We start from the raw sequence: 18,847 nt of genomic DNA, 5'->3' as shown, positions 1-18,847 counted from the left end.
GACGAGCATATTTTATGTCAGAAGAGCAAAAGAAAAGCGGGACTCCAAAAGGAAAAATCATCATTGCTTTATTGTTGGCAATCCTTGTTGTTGGCGGATATTACGGATTAACGTTTTACAATGTGTATTTCGCGCCCAATACGACCGGCAAGGAGAAATTCTTATTTGTGAGAACAGGGTTTTCAAAGGATGATCTTTTCAAGGAGTTGAACTATAAAGATATTTTGAACGACGTTGGTACTTTTAGTCAGGCAGCAGCCAAGATGGAATTAGGAAAATCTTTGAAACCCGGCCGGTATCGAATTGAGAAAGGAATGAACAACAGGACCTTGATCAATATGCTAAAAGCAGGTAATCAGGATCCCGTTAAATTGAAGTTCCAGAACATTAGGAAGAAGGAAAACTTTGCCGGCTATTTGTCGCGTAATCTCGAAGCTGACTCGTTAAAATTTCTGAGCGTGTTGGATTCTACCACTTTGTTGGAGAAATATGGCTTCAATCAGGAAAACAGCTACGTGATGTTTATTCCTAATACCTATGAAATGTACTGGAATACCTCGGCTTCAGAGTTTCTTGATAAAATGCATACAGAATACAATAAGTTCTGGAATTCTGAGCGCAAAGCTAAAGCAGCGTCTTTAAACCTTTCACCTATTGAGGTCTCCGTTTTAGCTTCCATTGTAGATGCAGAAGCAATTTACGATAAAGAAATGCCAATCATTGCAGGCCTTTATCTTAACAGACTTAATAAAGGCATCTTACTTCAAGCAGACCCGACAGTGATCTATGCTAATGGCGATTTTACTGTAAAAAGAGTAACCAACGCCTTATTGCAGGTGCAATCGAAATACAATACTTATAAGTTTGCCGGTTTGCCTCCTGGGCCGATTATGATGCCCAGTATCAATGCGATTGATGCCGTTCTCAATAAGAACGATAACAAGTATATCTACATGTGCGCCAAGGAAGACTTTTCTGGATACCACAATTTTGCCGTAACCGTTCAGGAGCATGAACGCAATGCGAAGAGATATAGAGATGCGTTAAACAAAAGGAACATCTTTAAATAGCATGTACTCACACACCACGAAAATAAGGGTTAGATATGGAGAGACTGACCAGATGGGCTACATGTACTACGGCAATTATGCCCAGTATTATGAAGTTGGACGTGTGGAGATGCTTAGAAGTTTAGGTATGGACTATGCAGCAATGGAAGCTACAGGCATCATGTTGCCTGTACTTGATCTGAGCTGTAAATTTATCAAACCAGCCTTTTACGATCAAGAGATTACCATAAAGACAACTATTGATCAATTGCCTGGTATCAGGATACATTTCAAGTACGAACTTTTTAATGATGCCGAAGAGCTAATTAATGTTGGTGCAACAACATTAGTATTTGTTGACATGGCGAAAAACAAGCCTTGTCTGCCACCAGCGAACTTTATGGAAAAGGTTCAAAAGTGGTTTAAATAAGAAAATATGAACTGGGTACACAGACAACTCTTGAGGATCAGAATCTATTCTTTGTTTATTGACTGGACGAAGGTATGTGTGCTTCCTGGATTTAGTCCGCTCCCACTTTACACGGTAGCCACTTTCTTTTTCACGGAGATCGGTAAAGATTCTTTGGTTAATAAAGCATCTTCATTGGCCTACAACTTTATGCTCGCTATTTTCCCCGGTATTATCTTCCTTTTTACGTTGATTCCTTTTATTCCAAAATGGGGTGGTTTAAACTTCCAGAACAAGCTGATGGAGCTAATCATTCTGATCTTACCTCAGGATGCTTATGGAGCCTTTAAATCAACTCTCGAGGAGATCGTATTAAAACAGAATGGAGGTTTACTTTCCTTTGGTTTTATTTTGGCACTTTTCTTTTCTACGAATGGCGTACACAACCTGATGATGGCTTTCAACAAATCCTCTCTTATCATTGAAACGCGTACTTGGTTTAAGCAGCGATTTATCGCCATCGTACTCACTATAATTATTGCCTTCTCTGTGATAGCCTGTATTATTGCAATGGCAATTGGAGAATTTGCCTTAAATTATTTGAATTCAGAATTAAATATCAGGGATGGCCTAGCTACCTTTGCCATCCAGCTTAGCAGATGGGCACTACTCGGCACCCTTTACTTTGTGACCATTTCTATCTTATACCGTTATGGTCCTGCACACGCTAAAAAGTGGCGTTTTTTCAGCGCTGGATCATGGCTCGCTACTATCCTTGCCTTCCTTACCATCTGGGGATTCTCCTTCTACATTAATAATTTCAGTTCCTACAACAAGATCTATGGATCGATCGGGACATTAATCGTTATTATGATCTGGCTTTACCTGAATTCTTTGATCCTTTTGGTAGGCTTTGAGCTAAATGCGAGCGTTGACTTATCCAAAAGAAGTGTAAAAATTATTAAGACGAACTTCAATTTGTTCAAAAAAACAGAAGCTATAGAAAATAGGCTAACCAGGAAATAACTTTTTCTTGCTCTGTTTTAAGCGTTTATCAATTCTAAGCGAAAATATTCCCTTCATTGTTTGCATAATAAACTTCTATTTGTACTTTTGCGGCGGAGAGTTGGCAGAGTGGTCGATTGCGGCAGTCTTGAAAACTGTTGACTTGTTAAAGGGTCCGCGGGTTCGAATCCCCCACTCTCCGCATTATAACTAACCCCCTTTAATTAACTTTAAAGGGGTTTTTTTTATGAGCAAAATATTTAAAAAGGGGTATAAAATGGTAGTTTGAGCACGATTTAAGCACGGTAATTTCACTAAAAAAACCTCTCCAAATAGAATCAGAAAGGATTTTTAAACATCGGTCTTTGACAGATCAATAATATTCTGAATCAAACCATTCTTGTATGTATGTAATAAACTACCCTACCAGATGCAGCAAAGCTACCTCATCAAGATACCAGGAGAAAGATGTGAACGGCCGAACGTCACATTGTGCTTGTCTCCTCCTTGACTCAAAGTCAGTTTATTGAACTTAGACCGGTCTAACTTTGATATAATTTGTGAAAATAATGTTATGTTTACCATCGAGAAACGGGAATTGTTTTTGCACCACAAAGGTAACTTTGTGTTAAAGCTTTCCCTTTCTCTTTTTAGCGTTTAGGACGCTATTAATCTTAAATATTTGTAGGTTAAATAATTAATAAAATTATAGAACTTTTTATATTACTTATCGTGTGTTAAAAATCTTATGAGCGCTCCAGATTCTCTCTATTTAGACTCTAAAAAAAGTGAAGCTAAATCAAGATTATTGATTAATGTTTCGTTGGTTTTAAGTATTGTGTTTTTGTTAAGTATTGCCGAGGTGATAAGTTCATTTATAACGGGCGAATATTTTCAGATTCTTTTAGTTTTCTTAATCACAACCTTTTATATTCTTGCTCCTACTGTGTTATTTCGTAATAACATCAAACTTTACACTTGGCTTTTATTACCTATTATCATTTTTGTACCGATATCTCTATTTTGTGTAATACTCTACACGCTGACACTAAATTTTGATATTATGGTGGTAGTTTATAATACCAATTCAGGCGAAGCATTAGAGTTTGCTCGTGGTTATATTTTGTATTTTATTTTTCTTTTATTAGGTTATTATGGCGCTTTCATTTACCTGAGCAAAAAATTACCCTCTAAAATATCTTTCAATAATTCATTAAAAATATCATTAGGTTCTGTAATAGGGTTTGCCCTTCTCGGGCTTTTATCATTAAAAAACCTGAGTTATAAAAATCAGATTAAGAAAAACCTAACTGTGACTCTTCCTGGATCTTTAATTTATAATTTCAATTTATTTCATGAACAACTTCAACTTATCAATCAACACGAAAAACAAGTCAAAGACTTCAAATTTAATGCGAATCAAAATGTTGCTCTTAAAGAAAGACAAATCTATGTATTGGTTATAGGTGAAAGTGCAAGGGCTAAAAACTGGCAACTGTTTGGATATGATAGAAAAAACTCACCTGAATTAACAAAAAAACAAAACGAAATTATTAAATTCTCTAATACAGTTTCGGGTGGTTACATCACAGCAATAGCAGTACCCTTGATAATAACCAGAGCTACTGCTGATGATTATAAGCGAGTGTACTCAGAAAAGAGTGTCATTTCAGCGTATAAAGAAGCGGGCTTTAAAACCTATTGGTTAAGTAACCAAAATGATTTTGAAAAAATCGGAATGTTTGCTAGAGAATCTGATGAGCAGTTTTATCTTCCTTCTAATTACACATTTAGTAAAAACGTAAATTTAGATATGGAACTGGTTCCATATCTACAAAAAATCTTAAATAAGAACGAAAAAAAGGTTTTCATCATTTTACACACCTTAGGAAGTCATTATAATTATGCTGCAAGGTATCCAGATGCTTATGATAAATTTAAACCTTCGTCCAAAACAGATGTAATTAACCCAACAGATTATTCTAAAAAAGAAATCATTATTAATAGCTATGATAACACCATATTGTATACGGATGCGGTAATTTCTAAAATAATTGATTTAATAAAAGAGACAAATTCAGTAAGTACAGTTACCTATATTTCAGATCATGGTGAGGATTTGTTTGATGATGAACGTAAATTATCCCAACATATAAATTCTGTTCCGTCTGAATATGTTGCAAGCATTCCGTATTTTATTTGGTCTTCCCAAGCATATAGAACTTCATTTACGGATAAAATTAAAAATTTTAATGCTAATAAAGATAAGCCTATTGGTTCTCAAGATTTATTTTATACCCTGTTAGATTTAAGCAGTATTCAATATCCTAATATAGATGTCACTAAAAGTTTGGCTAGTAAAACATTTCAAAGTTCTCCTCAAAGAATTTTAGGTGGCGAATCAAAAGTTTATAACTACAGCGATTTAAAGAAAATATCCCTACTAAAAGAGCATTAATGAATTCAAAGCGAAAGTATCCATAGAGGCATTAAAAGAGCAGAAGACACTTGCAGAACTCGCGGTTCAGTATGATCTTCATCCTACACAGATTTCCCTTTGGAAGAAGCAATTTGTTGATAACAGCTCGATGTTGTTTTCCGAGAAACCATCAATCAACAAAGATGCTGAGGCAAATGAAGCCCGTTTATTTGAGCAGATCGGTAAGCTTCAGATGCAAAATGAGTGGTTAAAAAAAAAGTTGTTATGAAGTGCGGTATCATTGAGCGCAGGCAAATGGTGGTAAAAGACTCGAAGTTTAATATTACTGAACAATGCATGATGCTTGGTATTCACCGTTCAGGCTTCTACTATGCCCCTGAAGGGGAAAGTGAACTGAACCTGGATCTGATGAAAACTGATCGACAAATACTTTCTTGAACATCCTCATAGCGGCGTTCTGACTATCTGTGCTTATTTATGCAGGAGTGAAGGCCATAAGGTCAATGTAAAGCGAATACGAAGGTTAATGCGTCTCATGGGGCTTATGGCCGTATATCCCGCTAAAAAGTTAAGCATTGGCAATAAGGTGGATATTCCGGAGCATACTGACCCCACCATATTGGATTAAAAGCAAAGGATTTGAAAAGGGTTTTTTTTAAACAAACCCTGACATTCCGGCGGATACTGACCCCCCTTGTATTAAGAAACGGTGCGTACCGGGGCATGTTGACCCCTCTTAATTAAGTGGAATCGGTCATGTACCGGAGCATGCTGACCCCCTCTTAAATATGGTTTTGGTTTATTAGATGAATATTCTTCACCTAAACAGAACGCTGATGGCTGGAAAAGCAAAAGCAATGAGTCAGATCAAACAACTATTACGTTTACACAAGCAAGGGGATTCCATCAAAAGTATGGCCCGAAATCTCGGGATCAGCAGGAATACCGTTAAGTCTTATTTAACCAAATTAGCTACCGGTAAGTTGCCTGTAGCAGAACTTTTAGCCCTTGAAGATCCGGTACTGAAGAGCAGGTTTCATGCGGGTAACCCGGCCTATAAAGACCCCAGGTTTGAACACTTAAGCAGTAATCTGGATTATTTCCGTAAAGAACTTGCCCTTGTTGGAGTCACTAAAAAGCTGCTTTGGGAAGAATATATCCAGGTTTATTCCGATGGGTATGGCTATTCCCAGTTCTGTTTTCATCTTCAGCAACAACTGCTTGCGCGCAAGCTGTAATCTTCCCTAAAAACAGCTACAGAAATAAGTGTAGTATTTAATAAATTTAGGGTAATGAAAAAAAGCAATTTTAGTGATCCACAAATCATCAAGATTTTGTCTTCACAGGAATCAGGGAAATCAGTTTCGGATATCTGCCGCGAGCATGGCATTAGTCAGGGGACATTTTACAAATGGAAAAGCAAGTATTCTGGGATGGAGGTTTCCCAGGTTAAGCAACTGAAAGACCTGGAGAAGGAGCTGGTACAATACAAAAAGATTGTAGCTGAACAGATATTTCAGATTACTGTTCTTAAAGATGTGATTGAAAAAAAGCTTTAGGGCCTGCCGAAAAGCGGGAGCTTGTTGGATATGCCAGAGAGACATTCCAGATGAGCCTTCGGCAGGCCTCCTGCTAAGCGAAAAGATGATGAACAAATCATAGATCAGTTGTCTTCTCTGGCCGAATCACATCGCAGCTGGGGATTCTGGCTGATGTTTCACCGACTTCGAAAGTTGCAATACATTTGGAATCATAAACGCGTTTACCGGATTTATACTTCCATGCGTCTAAACCTTCGAAATAAGAGGAAAAAGAGGCTTCCGACACGAGTTAAGGAACCATTGCTTTATCCAATCTATCCAAATGTCACCTGGAGCCTGGACTTTATGCATGATACACTTGCAAATGGGAAAACGCTCAGGAATTAAATATCATTGATGATTTCAACCGGGAAGTACTTTCCATAACGGTAGACAGCAGCTTACCCTCACAACGGGTGATACTGGAATTAGACAAATTAGTTGATTGGAGAGGAAAGCCGGACACCATACGTTCGGATAATGGGCCAGAGTTTATCTCTACGGCGATATCAGAATGGTGTAAGACAAATAGCGTCAGCTGGAATTATATACAGCCTGGAAAACCCACTCAGAATAGCCTGATCGAACGCTTTAACAGGACATTTAGACAGGATGTGCTTGATTGTTATATGTTCGACAGCTTGGCTGAATTAAGAAAATATGCTCAGGCATGGGCTTGGATGTACAACAACGAAATATACAAATGACGCAACATTACGCTAAGATATTGGATTTTAAAATTGGCGAAGACATGGCTCATTTGAGGAAGAAATTTTCCTGATGTAATTTAGGCTTGTGAACACAAAACATAAATGAGAAGGAATGGCGGGACGTCGTTCCTTTTTTTGCTCGACTTTTTAAACCTTAAATGCACCTGCCATCAAATTTTGCTCGGCTCTTGATATTCCTATTTCATTAGCAAAAAATTTCCATTTGGTAACTACGCTCTTTAGTTCATCTAAAATGAGGTTCATTTCATTATTAGACAAGTTAAAATACGAACCCACGCTTTTTGCCAGCTCAAAATCCAGTGCGTTATTATCTGTATCTATGTTTAAAGCGAGACCATTTTTATCAATAGACGGGTTGATGTCAAAAGCAGGCGATAACCTCCAACCTGCACTAGTTAAAATAAATCCGTGATTACGTAAGTGATCATCTGTATTGGATATCATGATGTTAAACGCCATTCTCCTCCAAAGCTGATGAAGATCTTCGTTTATGTTTGCTCCCGAAAACTGGATAAACTCTGCAATATCTAAGTATGACGGGGTTTCGTCCCGAATTAAATCTTCGTTCTTGCCAGTCATGGTCATTGCAGAAGCAAAGTGAATGCGTTCTTGTCCTTCTCTATCAAAACGTTTTGTAAAAAATGTATCGAATCTACCGGCAATTTTTTCCAGCTTAGAATCCGCCATTTCAATACCAGCTTCCGATGCTAATCGCCAAGCTAAAAATTCCCACGCACCTTTATTAATTGTATCATTTTTAGACGGGAATTTAGCAATCCATGGCTGACCACCGTCATCCAGAATATTAGCTTTTGGCCTAGCGCCACCCAAAGAAGAACCTGGCGCCATTAACATGGTTAACCATTTTTTCACCTCGTCGCTATCTTCATTAGATTCGATCAAGGAAGCGCCATATTGTAACTCTCTAATATTTGCCCATGGTGGCGTAGGAGAAATAGCATCATTATCTAAAAACATTCCGTTGGGATCTTTTTTGAATCTTAAAGCTCCCATACGACTCAAATCGTGTACTCCTAGCAGAAAATCAATATCGTACAAAACCGGCGCCGTTCTCCCCTGCTGTGTTGCATTTATTGAAGCTCTTCTTTTCATCAGCGTTCTGCCCCAATTATCGGGCATGGAATCTAAGAAAACACCAAAATATTCTTTTCCATTTGGATATTGCTGTCCGCCGTACCATGCAATATCTGGATCGAGTAATAGCTGTTCTTCCGAACTTATCCAATTTTTATCATAAGCAAAGCTAAAAGCCTTTCTCCCTTTTTCCTGTTGGGCGGTTAAAATACCAATACATTTAGGCGAGGGCATTCCTTTCCAATCGGCGTAAACCCATATATCAGTTTTGTCTGCCATTATTTACCAATCAGTTCTAAATCCTGCAACTTTCTTCCCATCTCATCATCTGATGCCAATACCAAGAAATCGTCCTGCAAGCCCAGCACTCTCAAAACATTAAAATAGGCACCCATGGAAACACTAGGATTACCTTTTTCGATGTGGTAAAGAGTCGTACGATCTATATTTGCTCTTTCTGCAACCTGTATAGCGGTTAACTTTCGCCGTTTCCTAGCAAGCTTGATATTCTCGCCCATCTGTTCCAATATTTTCTGAAACTTAGGAAACAAAATTTGCTTTTTAGATCTCATAATGTTGTTTATTATCAACAAATATAATTTAAATGATGATAATAAACAACATGAATATAATTCTCTCCTTAAATTAATTTATTAATGACAGAACATAAAGCGTTAAAGTTTAGGGATGCGCCCACATGATATTGTTGTATTACTGAAAATCATCTGTTTAGAAAATAACTGGATGAATAAAGACTTAGCCTCTACCCTATTTATCAACATGAACATGGTGTAATTATGAACACATGAAGGCTCCCCTCGTGAATTTCAATTTAAAAAGTACACTTATGGCGCATTATAAAAATTTATATCACGCCATAAGTGATCCTAAAAACATAGCTATGGCGTATTATAAAACCTTATATCACGCCATAACTCAGACATAATTCTTATCTTTGTTATACAAATGAAGATCAGATGGAAACAATAATAGGGCGGGCAATAGAAAAAAAGCTATTACTGGATATAGAGAAATCCGGGGATGCAGAACTAGTGGCAATCTACGGACGGAGACGTATAGGTAAAACCTTCCTTATCAGAAATGGATTCAGCAGGGAACTTGCGTTTGAATTTTCAGGTATTCACCACGCTACCTTAGATCAACAATTAGAAGGATTCAGCCTGGCGTTAACCCATGCTTCCGGATCTCTGCCCCTGGCCAAGCCGCACAGCTGGCTTAAGGCATTTGAAATGCTCAAACAATATTTAACCCCTCTGGTTAAAAGCCAAAGAACAGTCATCTTCATGGACGAATTCCCCTGGATAGATACCCCAAAGTCTGGTTTTTTGCCGGCATTTGAACAATTCTGGAATACCTGGGCATCACGACAGCCAAAACTTGTAGTGGTTATTTGCGGATCAGCCGCCTCCTGGATGATTACAAAGATTATAAACAACAAGGGCGGGTTACATAACCGGGTGACAAAACGGATCAGACTACTGCCTTTTACAATAGGAGAAACAGCTGCTTATCTGAAAAACAGGAAGATAAAACTTGATAAATACCAGCTCCTGCAACTATATATGACTATGGGAGGCATCCCGCATTATCTAAAGGAAATTGTACTGGGAGAGAGTGCAGCCCAAATGATCGATAAGCTGTGCTTTACAAAAGACGGGCTTCTGGTGGACGAATTCAAAAACCTCTATTTTTCCCTTTTTGACAATGCGCAAAGCCATATCGATATCGTAAAGGCACTCGCAAAGAAAGGAAAGGGTTTGTCACGACAAGAAATCATCGATACCTGTAAACTGACAACCGGTGGACATGCTACCAAATTATTGGATGAATTGATTGAATCTGGTTTTATAGCAGATTATACCCCATTTGGAAAAACCAGCAGGAACAAACTGTACAAACTGGTCGATGAATACTCGTTATTTTATTTAAAATATATAGATGGAAGCAAGGCAACCGGCAGCGGAACATGGCTAAAGGCAATGACCGGACAATCCTGGACAAGCTGGAGCGGAAATGCATTTGAAAGTATTTGTTTAAAGCACATACCCCAAATTAAAAAGGCGATGGGAATAGAAGCGATCTACACTGAAGAATCTGTATGGAGATACCAACCAAAAGCTAAAACAGAAAAAGGCGCACAAATTAATCTGCTCATAGATCGTAATGATGGGTGTGTTAGCGTTTGCGAAATGAAATTTTCTGCCAAGCCTTTTGAGATCACTAAAACTTATGCCAATGAACTAAACAATAAAATCGATTGTTTCCAGCAACAAACCGGAACAAAGAAAACGGTTTTTTTAACAATGGTCACTACCTATGGCGTTAAAAAACCAGGAAGCCATCCAGGGCTGGTACAATCTGAAGTTCTAATGGATGCACTCTTCGACGTATAACCAGACATGATTTAAAAAGGGCTATAACAGCCTTCATCCCCAAAGGAGAAATAACCACGTTTGGTCAGGATGATGTGATCCAAGATTAGTAAATCCAGTAATTTTCCAACCTCTACCAGTCTTCTGGTGAGCTTAAGGTCTGACTGGCTGGGTTTCAGGTTTGAACTCGGATGGTTGTGGCTTTTATGTAAAGTGATAAATAATATTGCAGCTTTAATTGGATGTTACTGCAGAACTTCGTTATATCACTACTTAAAGTTGGCGCTGATATGGCATTATTGAAAAAGAAATTAGCAGTTATTTAAAACTTGATGTTCCACAATGGAACATCAAGTTTTTTAGATCCAAAAATACCATGGCCTTATTGTGTTAATGGCAAACATTTTGCATAAATTTGATATAGTTTTAAGACAGATATGTCATGGAAAAAATTAAAAAATCATTCGATAAAGCTGAATTAGACCTCTTAAAGGAAGGATTAAACCGCAGTTATAAAGAGCGCTTTGAAATGGCAACCCGACTGTATAAAATACAGCAGACAATGAGTAAAGCATCCATAACCCATAAACCGTTTATCAGCAAGTAATTTGTGGATATATTTGACGAGGAAATCTTAAATTTCTGGAAAGCGCTGGAAGAATTTAATGTGAAATATATTATGGTTGGTGGTTATGCGACAAATTTGCACGGTTACCAGCGTTTTACTGTAGATTTAGATATTTGGCTAAAGGATGATCTAGAAAATAGAAAGGCATTGCGTAAAGCTTTTTTAAAATGCGATATGGGAGACTATCCTAAGATTGACTATATGCAATTTATTCCAGGTTGGACTGATTTTCATCTTAACAATGGGCTTCGATTAGATATACTAATTGATATGAAAGGCCTGGAAGGATATACCTTCGATGAATGTTTAGAAATGGCTTCTGTTGCCAATATCGAGGATGTAAATGTTCCTTTTCTCCATATCAATCAATTGATCGAAAACAAAAAGGCTGTTAATCGACCAAAAGACCAAATAGATGTATTAGCACTGGAACAAATACGTAAGCTAAGAGATAATTCTTAAAATTAGCCTCGTCCATTCACGAGCAAACCACTCCAATCTTTTTGGTAAACTACCGCTCCTGAACACGATTCATTTCAAGACAAGGCTTTGCAGAGAAAAATCTTCCCTGCTCGCTTCGCTTGCGAGGTATTTTTTTCTAGCAAACCCGAAGGGCTTGGTCTTGGCGGAAATGGATTGTTCAGAAATTTGTGCAACAAAAAATTGAGTGGAACTGTTTAAACTGTTTCATTTTTAAGCTTAGACTTAACCCTTGTAATTATTCCAATTTCCAATCTATTATTAATGCTTAGAATTGTTCACCCAAATATCTAAACATCTCTATGGTATTAACACAACTTATTCCAAATGGAGAACAAACATCTGGGATTTTAACTTTACTTTTTCTATTTGGCTCACTTGTTTCATGAGTAACAATCCTACTACTGTTCGCTAAAGAATAAGCCACCAACCATGCATCTGCTTCAGTTGAATCTAAAAACTCATTTAAAGCTGCTAAATTGTAGTGAGTAGATTTTGAATTAGCCCAACTTGTCACAGCAATATATTCCTTTATTACGACATCAGTTTCTTTAAAGAAATCTTTTGGCAGATTTTCGTCACACCATACCGTCAGGTCATCCTTATTTAAATGAAGTTCATCTTTTACTTTATCAATAGAAACAACTATTCCTTTTTCAGCCAATTCTTTAATTTTCAGCCAAAAACTTGGCACAACATCCATTGGGTAATGCATTCTATGTGCCTGAATAAAGAAGTTGGAGTCTAAAACAAAAGGGGATGCCATACTAGGTTAGAAGAGATGTTTAGTAACAAAATTTTGATAGGTATCTCCCCTTAAACCCGTAATCTTATAGGCATCACGGTATAAAAGTTTGTTTTGCTTAACAGCTTGATCAACGTAAGCAGCAAAATTTACGCTTATTCGTTTTCTTGCAGTTGCATAAAAATCGCCTCCACTTCCTTGGCTTTCCTTTTTAAGTCTAATTCCCTCCATGTAGTGATTATAAAACTGAAAGAATTCTCCCTTATTCATCTTTCCTAGATCTAAGGCTCTTCTAGCTATTACAATAGGACTAACTTTAAAATATCTAGCCAATTTATGGATATCAGCACTATTAGCCCAAATTTCATTGAAAGAAATAGCAGGGACTAAAAACTCTGCAGCCACTTGATCACATAACTTTTCAATTGGATCGTTTGCTGGTAGTAAATTTTGATTATCAAATCCTGCACTCTCACCTAACCAAATATGAGCAAGTTCATGAATAATAGTAAATAACTGGGCAGCTTTAGCATCAGCTGAATTCACAAACATAAAAGGAACCATTTCATTTACTAAAACGAAACCTCTGCATTCATCAACAGGAATTACTCTGTGCGTATTATTCTCAACGATTCCGTTGAAATTAATCATAATACCAATCTCTTCAATTTTTTTGGTAATGAAGCTTAATGTATTCTCAAAGGTTTGAAAATCATTAGCCCAATCTGGAATTAGATTTAAAGTTTGTCTAATATCCGCTACGATTGTTTCAAAGCCTGCTTCACTATTAAATTTACCTACAAAAGGAAGAGGAAGTTCCTCTTTCTCCAATAAATAATCGGTAAGCCAATCTTGTCTCCTTTGCAATATTAATATTGTGTCGTAAACATTTATACTAACCTGATGAGTTTGATTATTACCTGTTCTAAAAAAAGGAAAAGGGATTTGTTCTTTAGGTGGCTCTTGAAGAAATAAATAACCAAAAGGAATATGAACACGATGGGCAAACTCTTCTAACTGCTTAACTGTTGGGTTTTTGATTTGCTCAATCCACTTTTTTACATGCGGGAACTTTTCCAAAAAATCATCCACTACATATCCTGCTCGAGCTATTGCCCAAGTAAGCATTGTTGGATTGATATTAATTTCAGTGCCCATTTACTACAAAGATAAAGATATAATTGATTTTAAATATTAGCGATTTATACTACTTTATTCCATAATGGGAGTTTCCCAAACTTAGATCGATACTTAAGGTTGATACTAAATCACCTACAAATTTCACTTTATCTATAACTCCGAAGAAAATTTCTTCTTTTATGAAATTTTAATAATTATTTCACTTTAAATGAAATAGATGGAAAATCAATTGTATTTCAAATTTAAGCTATTTCCTGATCTAAGCCAACTCTTCCATGACCGAATTCAGTGTGACATCCTTGTAAAAACAGCAGTACCTCTGTTTCCAACAAATGCGTCAACCTAATTGTCACTATCCATCGCCATCTCGACGTGACGGAACTGTATTAGATACTCAGCCTATATCTGTTCAATATCAATTTACAGATTAAGCATGACGTTAAAGACCATCATCAACAACCTGTCAGAATGCAGAACAGCGCACCTAAAGTAATTATTGTACGATACGTCAATGAACTTTAACTCTTTTGTAACCGCTGCAGCGGTCATAAGAGAGCATCAACTGGGCCTATCACCATACCATTTCTGATCAAACACTCGTTTATTATTAATACGTCAATGAACTTCTCGGCCCGCTTCGCAGAAGGCAAATATATATTTATACAAAAATACCTATATAGATGCCTAACAACTAATTATCTAGGAAAATGTCCGCGAATGTCCGCCGTTTATGCAAAATGTCCGCTATTATGTCGGCGAAACTTTTCTTACTTTTCGATAAATCCGAAAATACTGGACTCTAGATGACAGGCTGAACGACCGATTTGCTTTAAGATACAAACTCATTCTAGACCGGAGCTCAGAGGTATCTCCTAGGATACTCCTTGCGGTATTAGTGCGTAAAGGCCGCCCTTATCCCAACGAATATGCTCTGAGTATACTTTGAGTACTATGGTTGTAACGAGGGCAATCCTAACTTTAAGTCATTTCGATCAAACCAGAAAATATACCCGGAACGCTGTAGTTGGGATGTAGAAACACGATATTCATCATAAACGGAGTGTAGACGGGCTATGCCCGCCTACACCTTATACTTCGCTTAAAGGGTTTCAGGCTCAGAATCTACAACCCGCTGCTTTCTGTTCAACGAAAACCTGGTCATCAAATGAAATTATGGAATACTCTCATTCTTTCATAGTTTGATAACATCTAAACCGCTTTCACCTGTTATTTAAACTCTCCAAAATGCCAGAGAATTCCAGAGGGATCATGCAGGAAAAACTCCCGACCCCAGTGTTCTACGCAAATCGGAATTAGCTTTGCGTCTGGGTATTTAGCTTTTAAATCCAAGGCGAGCAAGTCATGATAAACCTGATCCAAATTTTCGACCTCCAGAAACACCATCGTATTACCCACCCAATCCTGCACAAAGAAATCCTGGAGGTAAAATCCAACTTTTTTATTTTGGAAAAAAGACATCTTTGGCCCTAAGCTTATTTCGCTAAATCCAAGGTCTCGGTAAAAGTTACCAGACTGTTCAAAATTCCTCGAGCCAATAAATGGCCGGATTGAAATCACATTGTATTCCATATATTTGATTAGTTTTTTATCAATGGGAACAAAGATATTGAACCAAATCCGTAGCTACACTTGATTAGGATCAAGAAAGACCTTATTGCCGGATAATCTTCTCCCTAACCCTGCTAAGTGTCTCAGGCGTAATTTTCAGATAGGAAGCAATCATCTTTAGTGGAAATTCCTGAATCAATTGTGGCCTGTTGTTTAAGACATAAAGGTATTTCTCTTTTGGCGTTAAGGCATTGTCAAACAAAACAATTCTAGAAACCGCATTGTCCATAATCTTATTCAATTGAAGAAATGACAGCGAGCGTCCGATCAGGTAGTGTATGGATTTAATACTGAGCTCAAGGATTAAGCCGCCTGTAAATGAAGATATACTACTGTCAGCAGGCTGCTGAGTAACAAAGCTTCTGTGATTTAATAACCATTCATTCTCCAGATGAAGATCTACAATGGTGTGGCCTTTTTCTTCACTTTGGATATGTTGATAAAGCAAGCCTTTCAAATTAAAGAATACCGATGCAGCAACGTCTCCTTTTTGGAGCAGTATCTCATTCTTATCAATATAACGAAGCTTAACCTCCTTTTCAAAAAGTAGCCTTTCCCAGTCCAAAAAACTGCCGACAGTATTTAATACATCTGAATGCACCTCGCAATTTAGAAAAAAAACAGTAGTGTACTATTATCATTATTCCACCCTTAAATGATAATGTAGAGCCAAGTGATTAAAGTGAGCCTACGAGTTAGATATACCTTCGTTTTTTGAGATAGATCGTCAAAGCAGCTTAATATGATTCGAGGCTTTTGTAAGATATCAGATCAAAAATATTCATTTTTATGTTTCGCCTTTATACATGGCTAACAAAAAGGCTAAGGATAGGGCGAGCGAAAGCCTTGATTCGATACGCAGAATAGTAAAACGCCCGGTATAGCAATAAATACTGTAATCTGTATTCTTAAATTTATCGCTGCTAATGTTCTGACTCATAAGTCTATATACTGGTGCTTATTAAATTCAGATTAGATTAAATATGTTGTATTTTCTCAATATGTCGTGATTTTCACACAAATTCGAATTGTAATAAATAAATTACAATTTATATCGTTTTTTTATTTTGGTTAAAGAAACATCGTTTTTAATCTCTGTGAAACTTTTTTTAAATTTTTAATTAATGAAATTCACTGTAAAAAATACACTTTGCTTGGGTGTAACAATACATTATTTTGAGTTTTGAATTTTACTCCCTAATATTATTTTAAATCTAACCAAATAAATATGCTCTCTAATGAAACTATTTTGCCGCATGTTTTTCGTGGCTTCGATATCTCGGGCTTAGCCCACTTACACAGTTTATCAAATTTGTATAAAATCTCTGAAAACATTTTAATTGGCATTCTTTGATAATTCCTATCATACTACGGTTATTTATAATCGGAGCTGTTTACTTAAATCAAATTACATGAAACGATTCGTCTATACCAATACCCTGCTCACGGGGGTCACCTTATTTATCCTTTGCTGCAATTCAAGCTCTATAAACACCAAAGTAGAGCCTAAGGTAACAGATTCTAAAGTAGATACGGTTACTCTTTCAAATGACAATTTTCAAGTAAATGGAAAACGCTCTGGGGTGTTTTTTTATTATCATGATTCATTAGCACAAACCCATGGTGTAAGTATGGATGCCATAAAAACCAAATTTGCATTAACCAGCCCGGTTCTGTTGCTAGAATCTACCGAAAAGCAAACACCCTTTTTTATTCATCCTGGAGAAAAGATAAATGTAAGGAACGCGGGTACTGATTCGTTACAGATGTATATACCTGGAAACGTGATGCGCACAAACGAACTGGATTTCTTTAGAAGAGTAGTAACCCAGACTGGAAATATGTGGTATTTTGTTCCCAAAATGTCCTACCAGAGATCAGTTGGAAGTATGAATCAGCTTACTAAACTGGAATTTAGCATAGACAGCTTAAAACAGGAAAGGCTGACTTTTTTAAACTCCTACTCTCATTCACATCCAATCAGCGAGAAATTTGCTGTTTTTGCCAAACACTGCATATCAAGTACAGCAATTCGCGATTCATTGTTATTGTACCATAATAACCGAAGCTTGTTGATGAAGGAAAAATCATACAAAAGCTTTATAGAAGCAAAAGCTTTCAGTATTCAAAAACTTGGATTTTTAAATTATGCAACTTTCTATCGTTTATGCATTGATCTGGTTTCTATGGCTGTGGGAACCAACCGCTTTGATATTGATGGGATAGGAAAAAGCGAGCCTGATTTTCTTAAGTCATTCGATTTCATAGAAAACAACTTCAAGGGCCGTACCCGCGATTTTTTATTAGCCCATCTGCTTAAGAGAGCAAAAACTAATCATGTTGACATTCCTAAAGGCTACATCGATAAATTTAGTGTTTTGTGTCAGGACAAAGGATATTTCAACCAGGTTACCGCGCTTTTGCAGGAGAACAAAGTTGCGGCGGCCTTCAAAAAGGGTACAAATAAATTATTGTCTTTAGACGGAAAGAGCGTACAGGACTTAAATGATGTCTTCGCAACTCATAGAGGTAAACTCATAATTTTAGATTTTTGGGCAAGTTGGTGTATTCCTTGTCGTGACGAGATGCCTTACATTGCTGATTTGAAAAAGGTGTACAAAGGGAAAAGTATTATATTTATTAGCATATCGACTGACAGTGAGGTCGGTGGATGGAAGAAAGCTGCAAAAGAGGAGGCTTTGGATGAGAAAGAAAATTATTTATTACTCAATGCTGATGATGCGTCATTCATCAAACATTATAACGTCAATAGTATCCCACGATATATGCTCATCGGAAAGGTAGGTAGAGTATTAAATGACAATGCTCCCCGACCCAGTGAAGCCAAATTCAGAGAATTAATAAACAAGAACTTATAGGCTTCTATTTATAGTTATGAAAATTGTGCAAACACCCTGATCAGGCAACAAGATCTAATCCAGGATCATTTTGGTTGGCTTAGCCCACAGCATCATATAATGGGCTGTGCCCTTAGTTGTCTTAAACTGAATCAATATTATACTGATGTGCAGTTTATACACTGACATAAAAGGGGCAGCAGTATTAATTGATTATCTCAACCTTCCCTTTTGGAGACTGATTCTACCTTTTGTATCTTTAACTAAAACCCTCCTTTTTCGATAATTTATCTTGAGCATAAACCGATGCCTTTAAACAAATCAGACCTATCTCATTTAAGCTTAAAATATCTTTTCTCTTTTTGCCGATTATCATAAACCCATTCCATTAATCAAAATGATTTTTATATTTTTGATAATGAGTTTTTGATAATAAAAATAACATGAAAATAGGCTACGCAAGAGTAAGTACTGCAGACCAAAATTTAGATCTTCAATTCAATGCGCTGACAGATTATAGATGCACGACAATATACCAGGAAAAGATCTCCGGCAAAAATACAGACAGACCCGAACTAAAAAATCTTTTGGCGACTCTTCGTAAGGGTGATCAGGTAGTCGTTTGGAAATTGGATCGTCTTGGACGTTCTCTTCGTGACCTGGTA

At 37.0% G+C, this 18,847-nt stretch carries 23 protein-coding genes and 1 tRNA gene; 17 read left to right on the top strand and 7 right to left on the bottom strand.

Annotated elements, in window-relative coordinates:
- Nucleotides 1–14 precede the first annotated feature (14 nt).
- The 11 genes from mltG (at nt 15) to ACHFIZ_RS13665 (ending at nt 7,190) form a co-directional block, all read left to right on the top strand.
- Nucleotides 15–1,070, top strand: coding sequence for an endolytic transglycosylase MltG (gene mltG, locus ACHFIZ_RS13715; protein ID WP_410886784.1), 1,056 nt, complete (start codon nt 15–17; stop codon nt 1,068–1,070).
- 1 nt (nt 1,071) lies between these two features.
- The gene (locus ACHFIZ_RS13710; protein ID WP_410886782.1) at nt 1,072–1,479 is read left to right on the top strand and encodes an acyl-CoA thioesterase; all 408 of its coding nucleotides are present in this window, start codon (nt 1,072–1,074) and stop codon (nt 1,477–1,479) included.
- Nucleotides 1,480–1,485: 6 nt separating this feature from the next.
- Nucleotides 1,486–2,484 carry a YihY/virulence factor BrkB family protein gene (locus tag ACHFIZ_RS13705; protein ID WP_410886780.1) on the top strand — a complete coding sequence of 333 codons (999 nt, stop codon included), beginning with the start codon at nt 1,486–1,488 and terminating at the stop codon, nt 2,482–2,484.
- Nucleotides 2,485–2,578: 94 nt separating this feature from the next.
- Nucleotides 2,579–2,665: transfer RNA gene (locus ACHFIZ_RS13700), tRNA-Ser, on the top strand.
- A 546-nt stretch (nt 2,666–3,211) separates the two neighbouring features.
- Nucleotides 3,212–4,921 carry a phosphoethanolamine transferase gene (locus ACHFIZ_RS13695; RefSeq protein ID WP_410886778.1) on the top strand — a complete coding sequence of 570 codons (1,710 nt, stop codon included), beginning with the start codon at nt 3,212–3,214 and terminating at the stop codon, nt 4,919–4,921.
- 246 nt (nt 4,922–5,167) lie between these two features.
- Nucleotides 5,168–5,341, top strand: coding sequence for a hypothetical protein (locus ACHFIZ_RS13690; RefSeq protein WP_410886776.1), 174 nt, complete (start codon nt 5,168–5,170; stop codon nt 5,339–5,341).
- Nucleotides 5,319–5,531, top strand: a complete 213-nt coding sequence (locus ACHFIZ_RS13685; protein ID WP_410886958.1) for an IS3 family transposase — start codon at nt 5,319–5,321, stop codon at nt 5,529–5,531. Before ACHFIZ_RS13690 ends, ACHFIZ_RS13685 begins: the two co-directional genes overlap by 23 nt.
- Before the next feature lie 208 nt (nt 5,532–5,739).
- Complete coding sequence (locus ACHFIZ_RS13680; protein WP_410886774.1) at nt 5,740–6,141, top strand: helix-turn-helix domain-containing protein; 402 nt, start codon at nt 5,740–5,742, stop codon at nt 6,139–6,141.
- A gap of 54 nt (nt 6,142–6,195) precedes the next feature.
- Nucleotides 6,196–6,462, top strand: a complete 267-nt coding sequence (tnpA, locus tag ACHFIZ_RS13675; RefSeq protein ID WP_410886772.1) for an IS66 family insertion sequence element accessory protein TnpA — start codon at nt 6,196–6,198, stop codon at nt 6,460–6,462.
- Nucleotides 6,463–6,558: 96 nt separating this feature from the next.
- On the top strand, nt 6,559–6,831 hold the full coding sequence (locus tag ACHFIZ_RS13670) for a hypothetical protein (RefSeq protein WP_410886956.1): 273 nt from the start codon (nt 6,559–6,561) through the stop codon (nt 6,829–6,831).
- Nucleotides 6,832–6,833: 2 nt separating this feature from the next.
- Nucleotides 6,834–7,190 carry an integrase core domain-containing protein gene (locus ACHFIZ_RS13665; protein WP_410886954.1) on the top strand — a complete coding sequence of 119 codons (357 nt, stop codon included), beginning with the start codon at nt 6,834–6,836 and terminating at the stop codon, nt 7,188–7,190.
- 150 nt (nt 7,191–7,340) lie between these two features.
- On the opposite strand, the gene ACHFIZ_RS13660 is transcribed toward ACHFIZ_RS13665, so the two are convergent.
- Together ACHFIZ_RS13660 and ACHFIZ_RS13655 are read right to left on the bottom strand one after the other, a co-directional pair.
- Entirely contained in the window at nt 7,341–8,588 is a 1,248-nt protein-coding gene (locus ACHFIZ_RS13660; RefSeq protein WP_410886770.1) for a type II toxin-antitoxin system HipA family toxin, read from the bottom strand.
- The gene (locus ACHFIZ_RS13655; protein WP_410886768.1) at nt 8,588–8,881 is read right to left on the bottom strand and encodes a helix-turn-helix domain-containing protein; all 294 of its coding nucleotides are present in this window, start codon (nt 8,879–8,881) and stop codon (nt 8,588–8,590) included. The genes ACHFIZ_RS13660 and ACHFIZ_RS13655 overlap by 1 nt, the downstream gene beginning before the upstream one ends.
- Nucleotides 8,882–9,286: 405 nt before the next feature.
- Between ACHFIZ_RS13655 and ACHFIZ_RS13650 the strand changes: the two genes are divergently transcribed.
- On the top strand, nt 9,287–10,723 hold the full coding sequence (locus ACHFIZ_RS13650) for an AAA family ATPase (protein WP_410886766.1): 1,437 nt from the start codon (nt 9,287–9,289) through the stop codon (nt 10,721–10,723).
- A gap of 11 nt (nt 10,724–10,734) precedes the next feature.
- Here ACHFIZ_RS13650 and ACHFIZ_RS13645 read toward each other — a convergent pair whose 3' ends face one another.
- Nucleotides 10,735–10,920 (bottom strand): JAB domain-containing protein, encoded by a 186-nt coding sequence (locus tag ACHFIZ_RS13645; RefSeq protein WP_410886952.1) that lies wholly within the window; start codon nt 10,918–10,920, stop codon nt 10,735–10,737.
- 224 nt (nt 10,921–11,144) lie between these two features.
- On the opposite strand from ACHFIZ_RS13645, the gene ACHFIZ_RS13640 reads away from it, so the two are divergent.
- Together ACHFIZ_RS13640 and ACHFIZ_RS13635 are read left to right on the top strand one after the other, a co-directional pair.
- The gene (locus ACHFIZ_RS13640; protein ID WP_410886764.1) at nt 11,145–11,309 is read left to right on the top strand and encodes a hypothetical protein; all 165 of its coding nucleotides are present in this window, start codon (nt 11,145–11,147) and stop codon (nt 11,307–11,309) included.
- A gap of 3 nt (nt 11,310–11,312) precedes the next feature.
- Complete coding sequence (locus tag ACHFIZ_RS13635; RefSeq protein WP_410886762.1) at nt 11,313–11,792, top strand: hypothetical protein; 480 nt, start codon at nt 11,313–11,315, stop codon at nt 11,790–11,792.
- Between the two features lie 286 nt (nt 11,793–12,078).
- On the opposite strand, the gene ACHFIZ_RS13630 is transcribed toward ACHFIZ_RS13635, so the two are convergent.
- The 4 genes from ACHFIZ_RS13630 to ACHFIZ_RS13615 all read right to left on the bottom strand — a co-directional run bounded on the left by ACHFIZ_RS13630 (nt 12,079) and on the right by ACHFIZ_RS13615 (nt 15,925).
- On the bottom strand, nt 12,079–12,576 hold the full coding sequence (locus ACHFIZ_RS13630) for a DUF4411 family protein (protein WP_410886760.1): 498 nt from the start codon (nt 12,574–12,576) through the stop codon (nt 12,079–12,081).
- Nucleotides 12,577–12,582: 6 nt separating this feature from the next.
- Nucleotides 12,583–13,713: an ImmA/IrrE family metallo-endopeptidase gene (locus ACHFIZ_RS13625; protein WP_410886759.1), complete on the bottom strand. Its 1,131-nt coding sequence runs from the start codon at nt 13,711–13,713 to the stop codon at nt 12,583–12,585.
- Nucleotides 13,714–14,922: 1,209 nt separating this feature from the next.
- On the bottom strand, nt 14,923–15,285 hold the full coding sequence (locus ACHFIZ_RS13620) for a glyoxalase (RefSeq protein WP_410886757.1): 363 nt from the start codon (nt 15,283–15,285) through the stop codon (nt 14,923–14,925).
- Between the two features lie 82 nt (nt 15,286–15,367).
- Nucleotides 15,368–15,925, bottom strand: a complete 558-nt coding sequence (locus tag ACHFIZ_RS13615; RefSeq protein ID WP_410886755.1) for a Crp/Fnr family transcriptional regulator — start codon at nt 15,923–15,925, stop codon at nt 15,368–15,370.
- Nucleotides 15,926–16,736: 811 nt separating this feature from the next.
- On the opposite strand from ACHFIZ_RS13615, the gene ACHFIZ_RS13610 reads away from it, so the two are divergent.
- The 3 genes from ACHFIZ_RS13610 to ACHFIZ_RS13600 form a co-directional block, all read left to right on the top strand.
- Nucleotides 16,737–18,203 carry a TlpA family protein disulfide reductase gene (locus ACHFIZ_RS13610; RefSeq protein WP_410886753.1) on the top strand — a complete coding sequence of 489 codons (1,467 nt, stop codon included), beginning with the start codon at nt 16,737–16,739 and terminating at the stop codon, nt 18,201–18,203.
- Nucleotides 18,204–18,209: 6 nt separating this feature from the next.
- Nucleotides 18,210–18,368 carry a DUF6734 family protein gene (locus tag ACHFIZ_RS13605; RefSeq protein WP_410886950.1) on the top strand — a complete coding sequence of 53 codons (159 nt, stop codon included), beginning with the start codon at nt 18,210–18,212 and terminating at the stop codon, nt 18,366–18,368.
- Between the two features lie 257 nt (nt 18,369–18,625).
- A partial coding sequence (locus ACHFIZ_RS13600) for a recombinase family protein (protein WP_410886751.1) occupies nt 18,626–18,847 on the top strand: 222 nt, incomplete at its 3' end.

Origin of the sequence: Pedobacter sp. JCM 36344, from assembly GCF_046546555.1 — a bacterium.
GTDB lineage: Bacteria > Bacteroidota > Bacteroidia > Sphingobacteriales > Sphingobacteriaceae > Pedobacter.
This window is presented reverse-complemented; position numbering and strand designations above follow the sequence as displayed.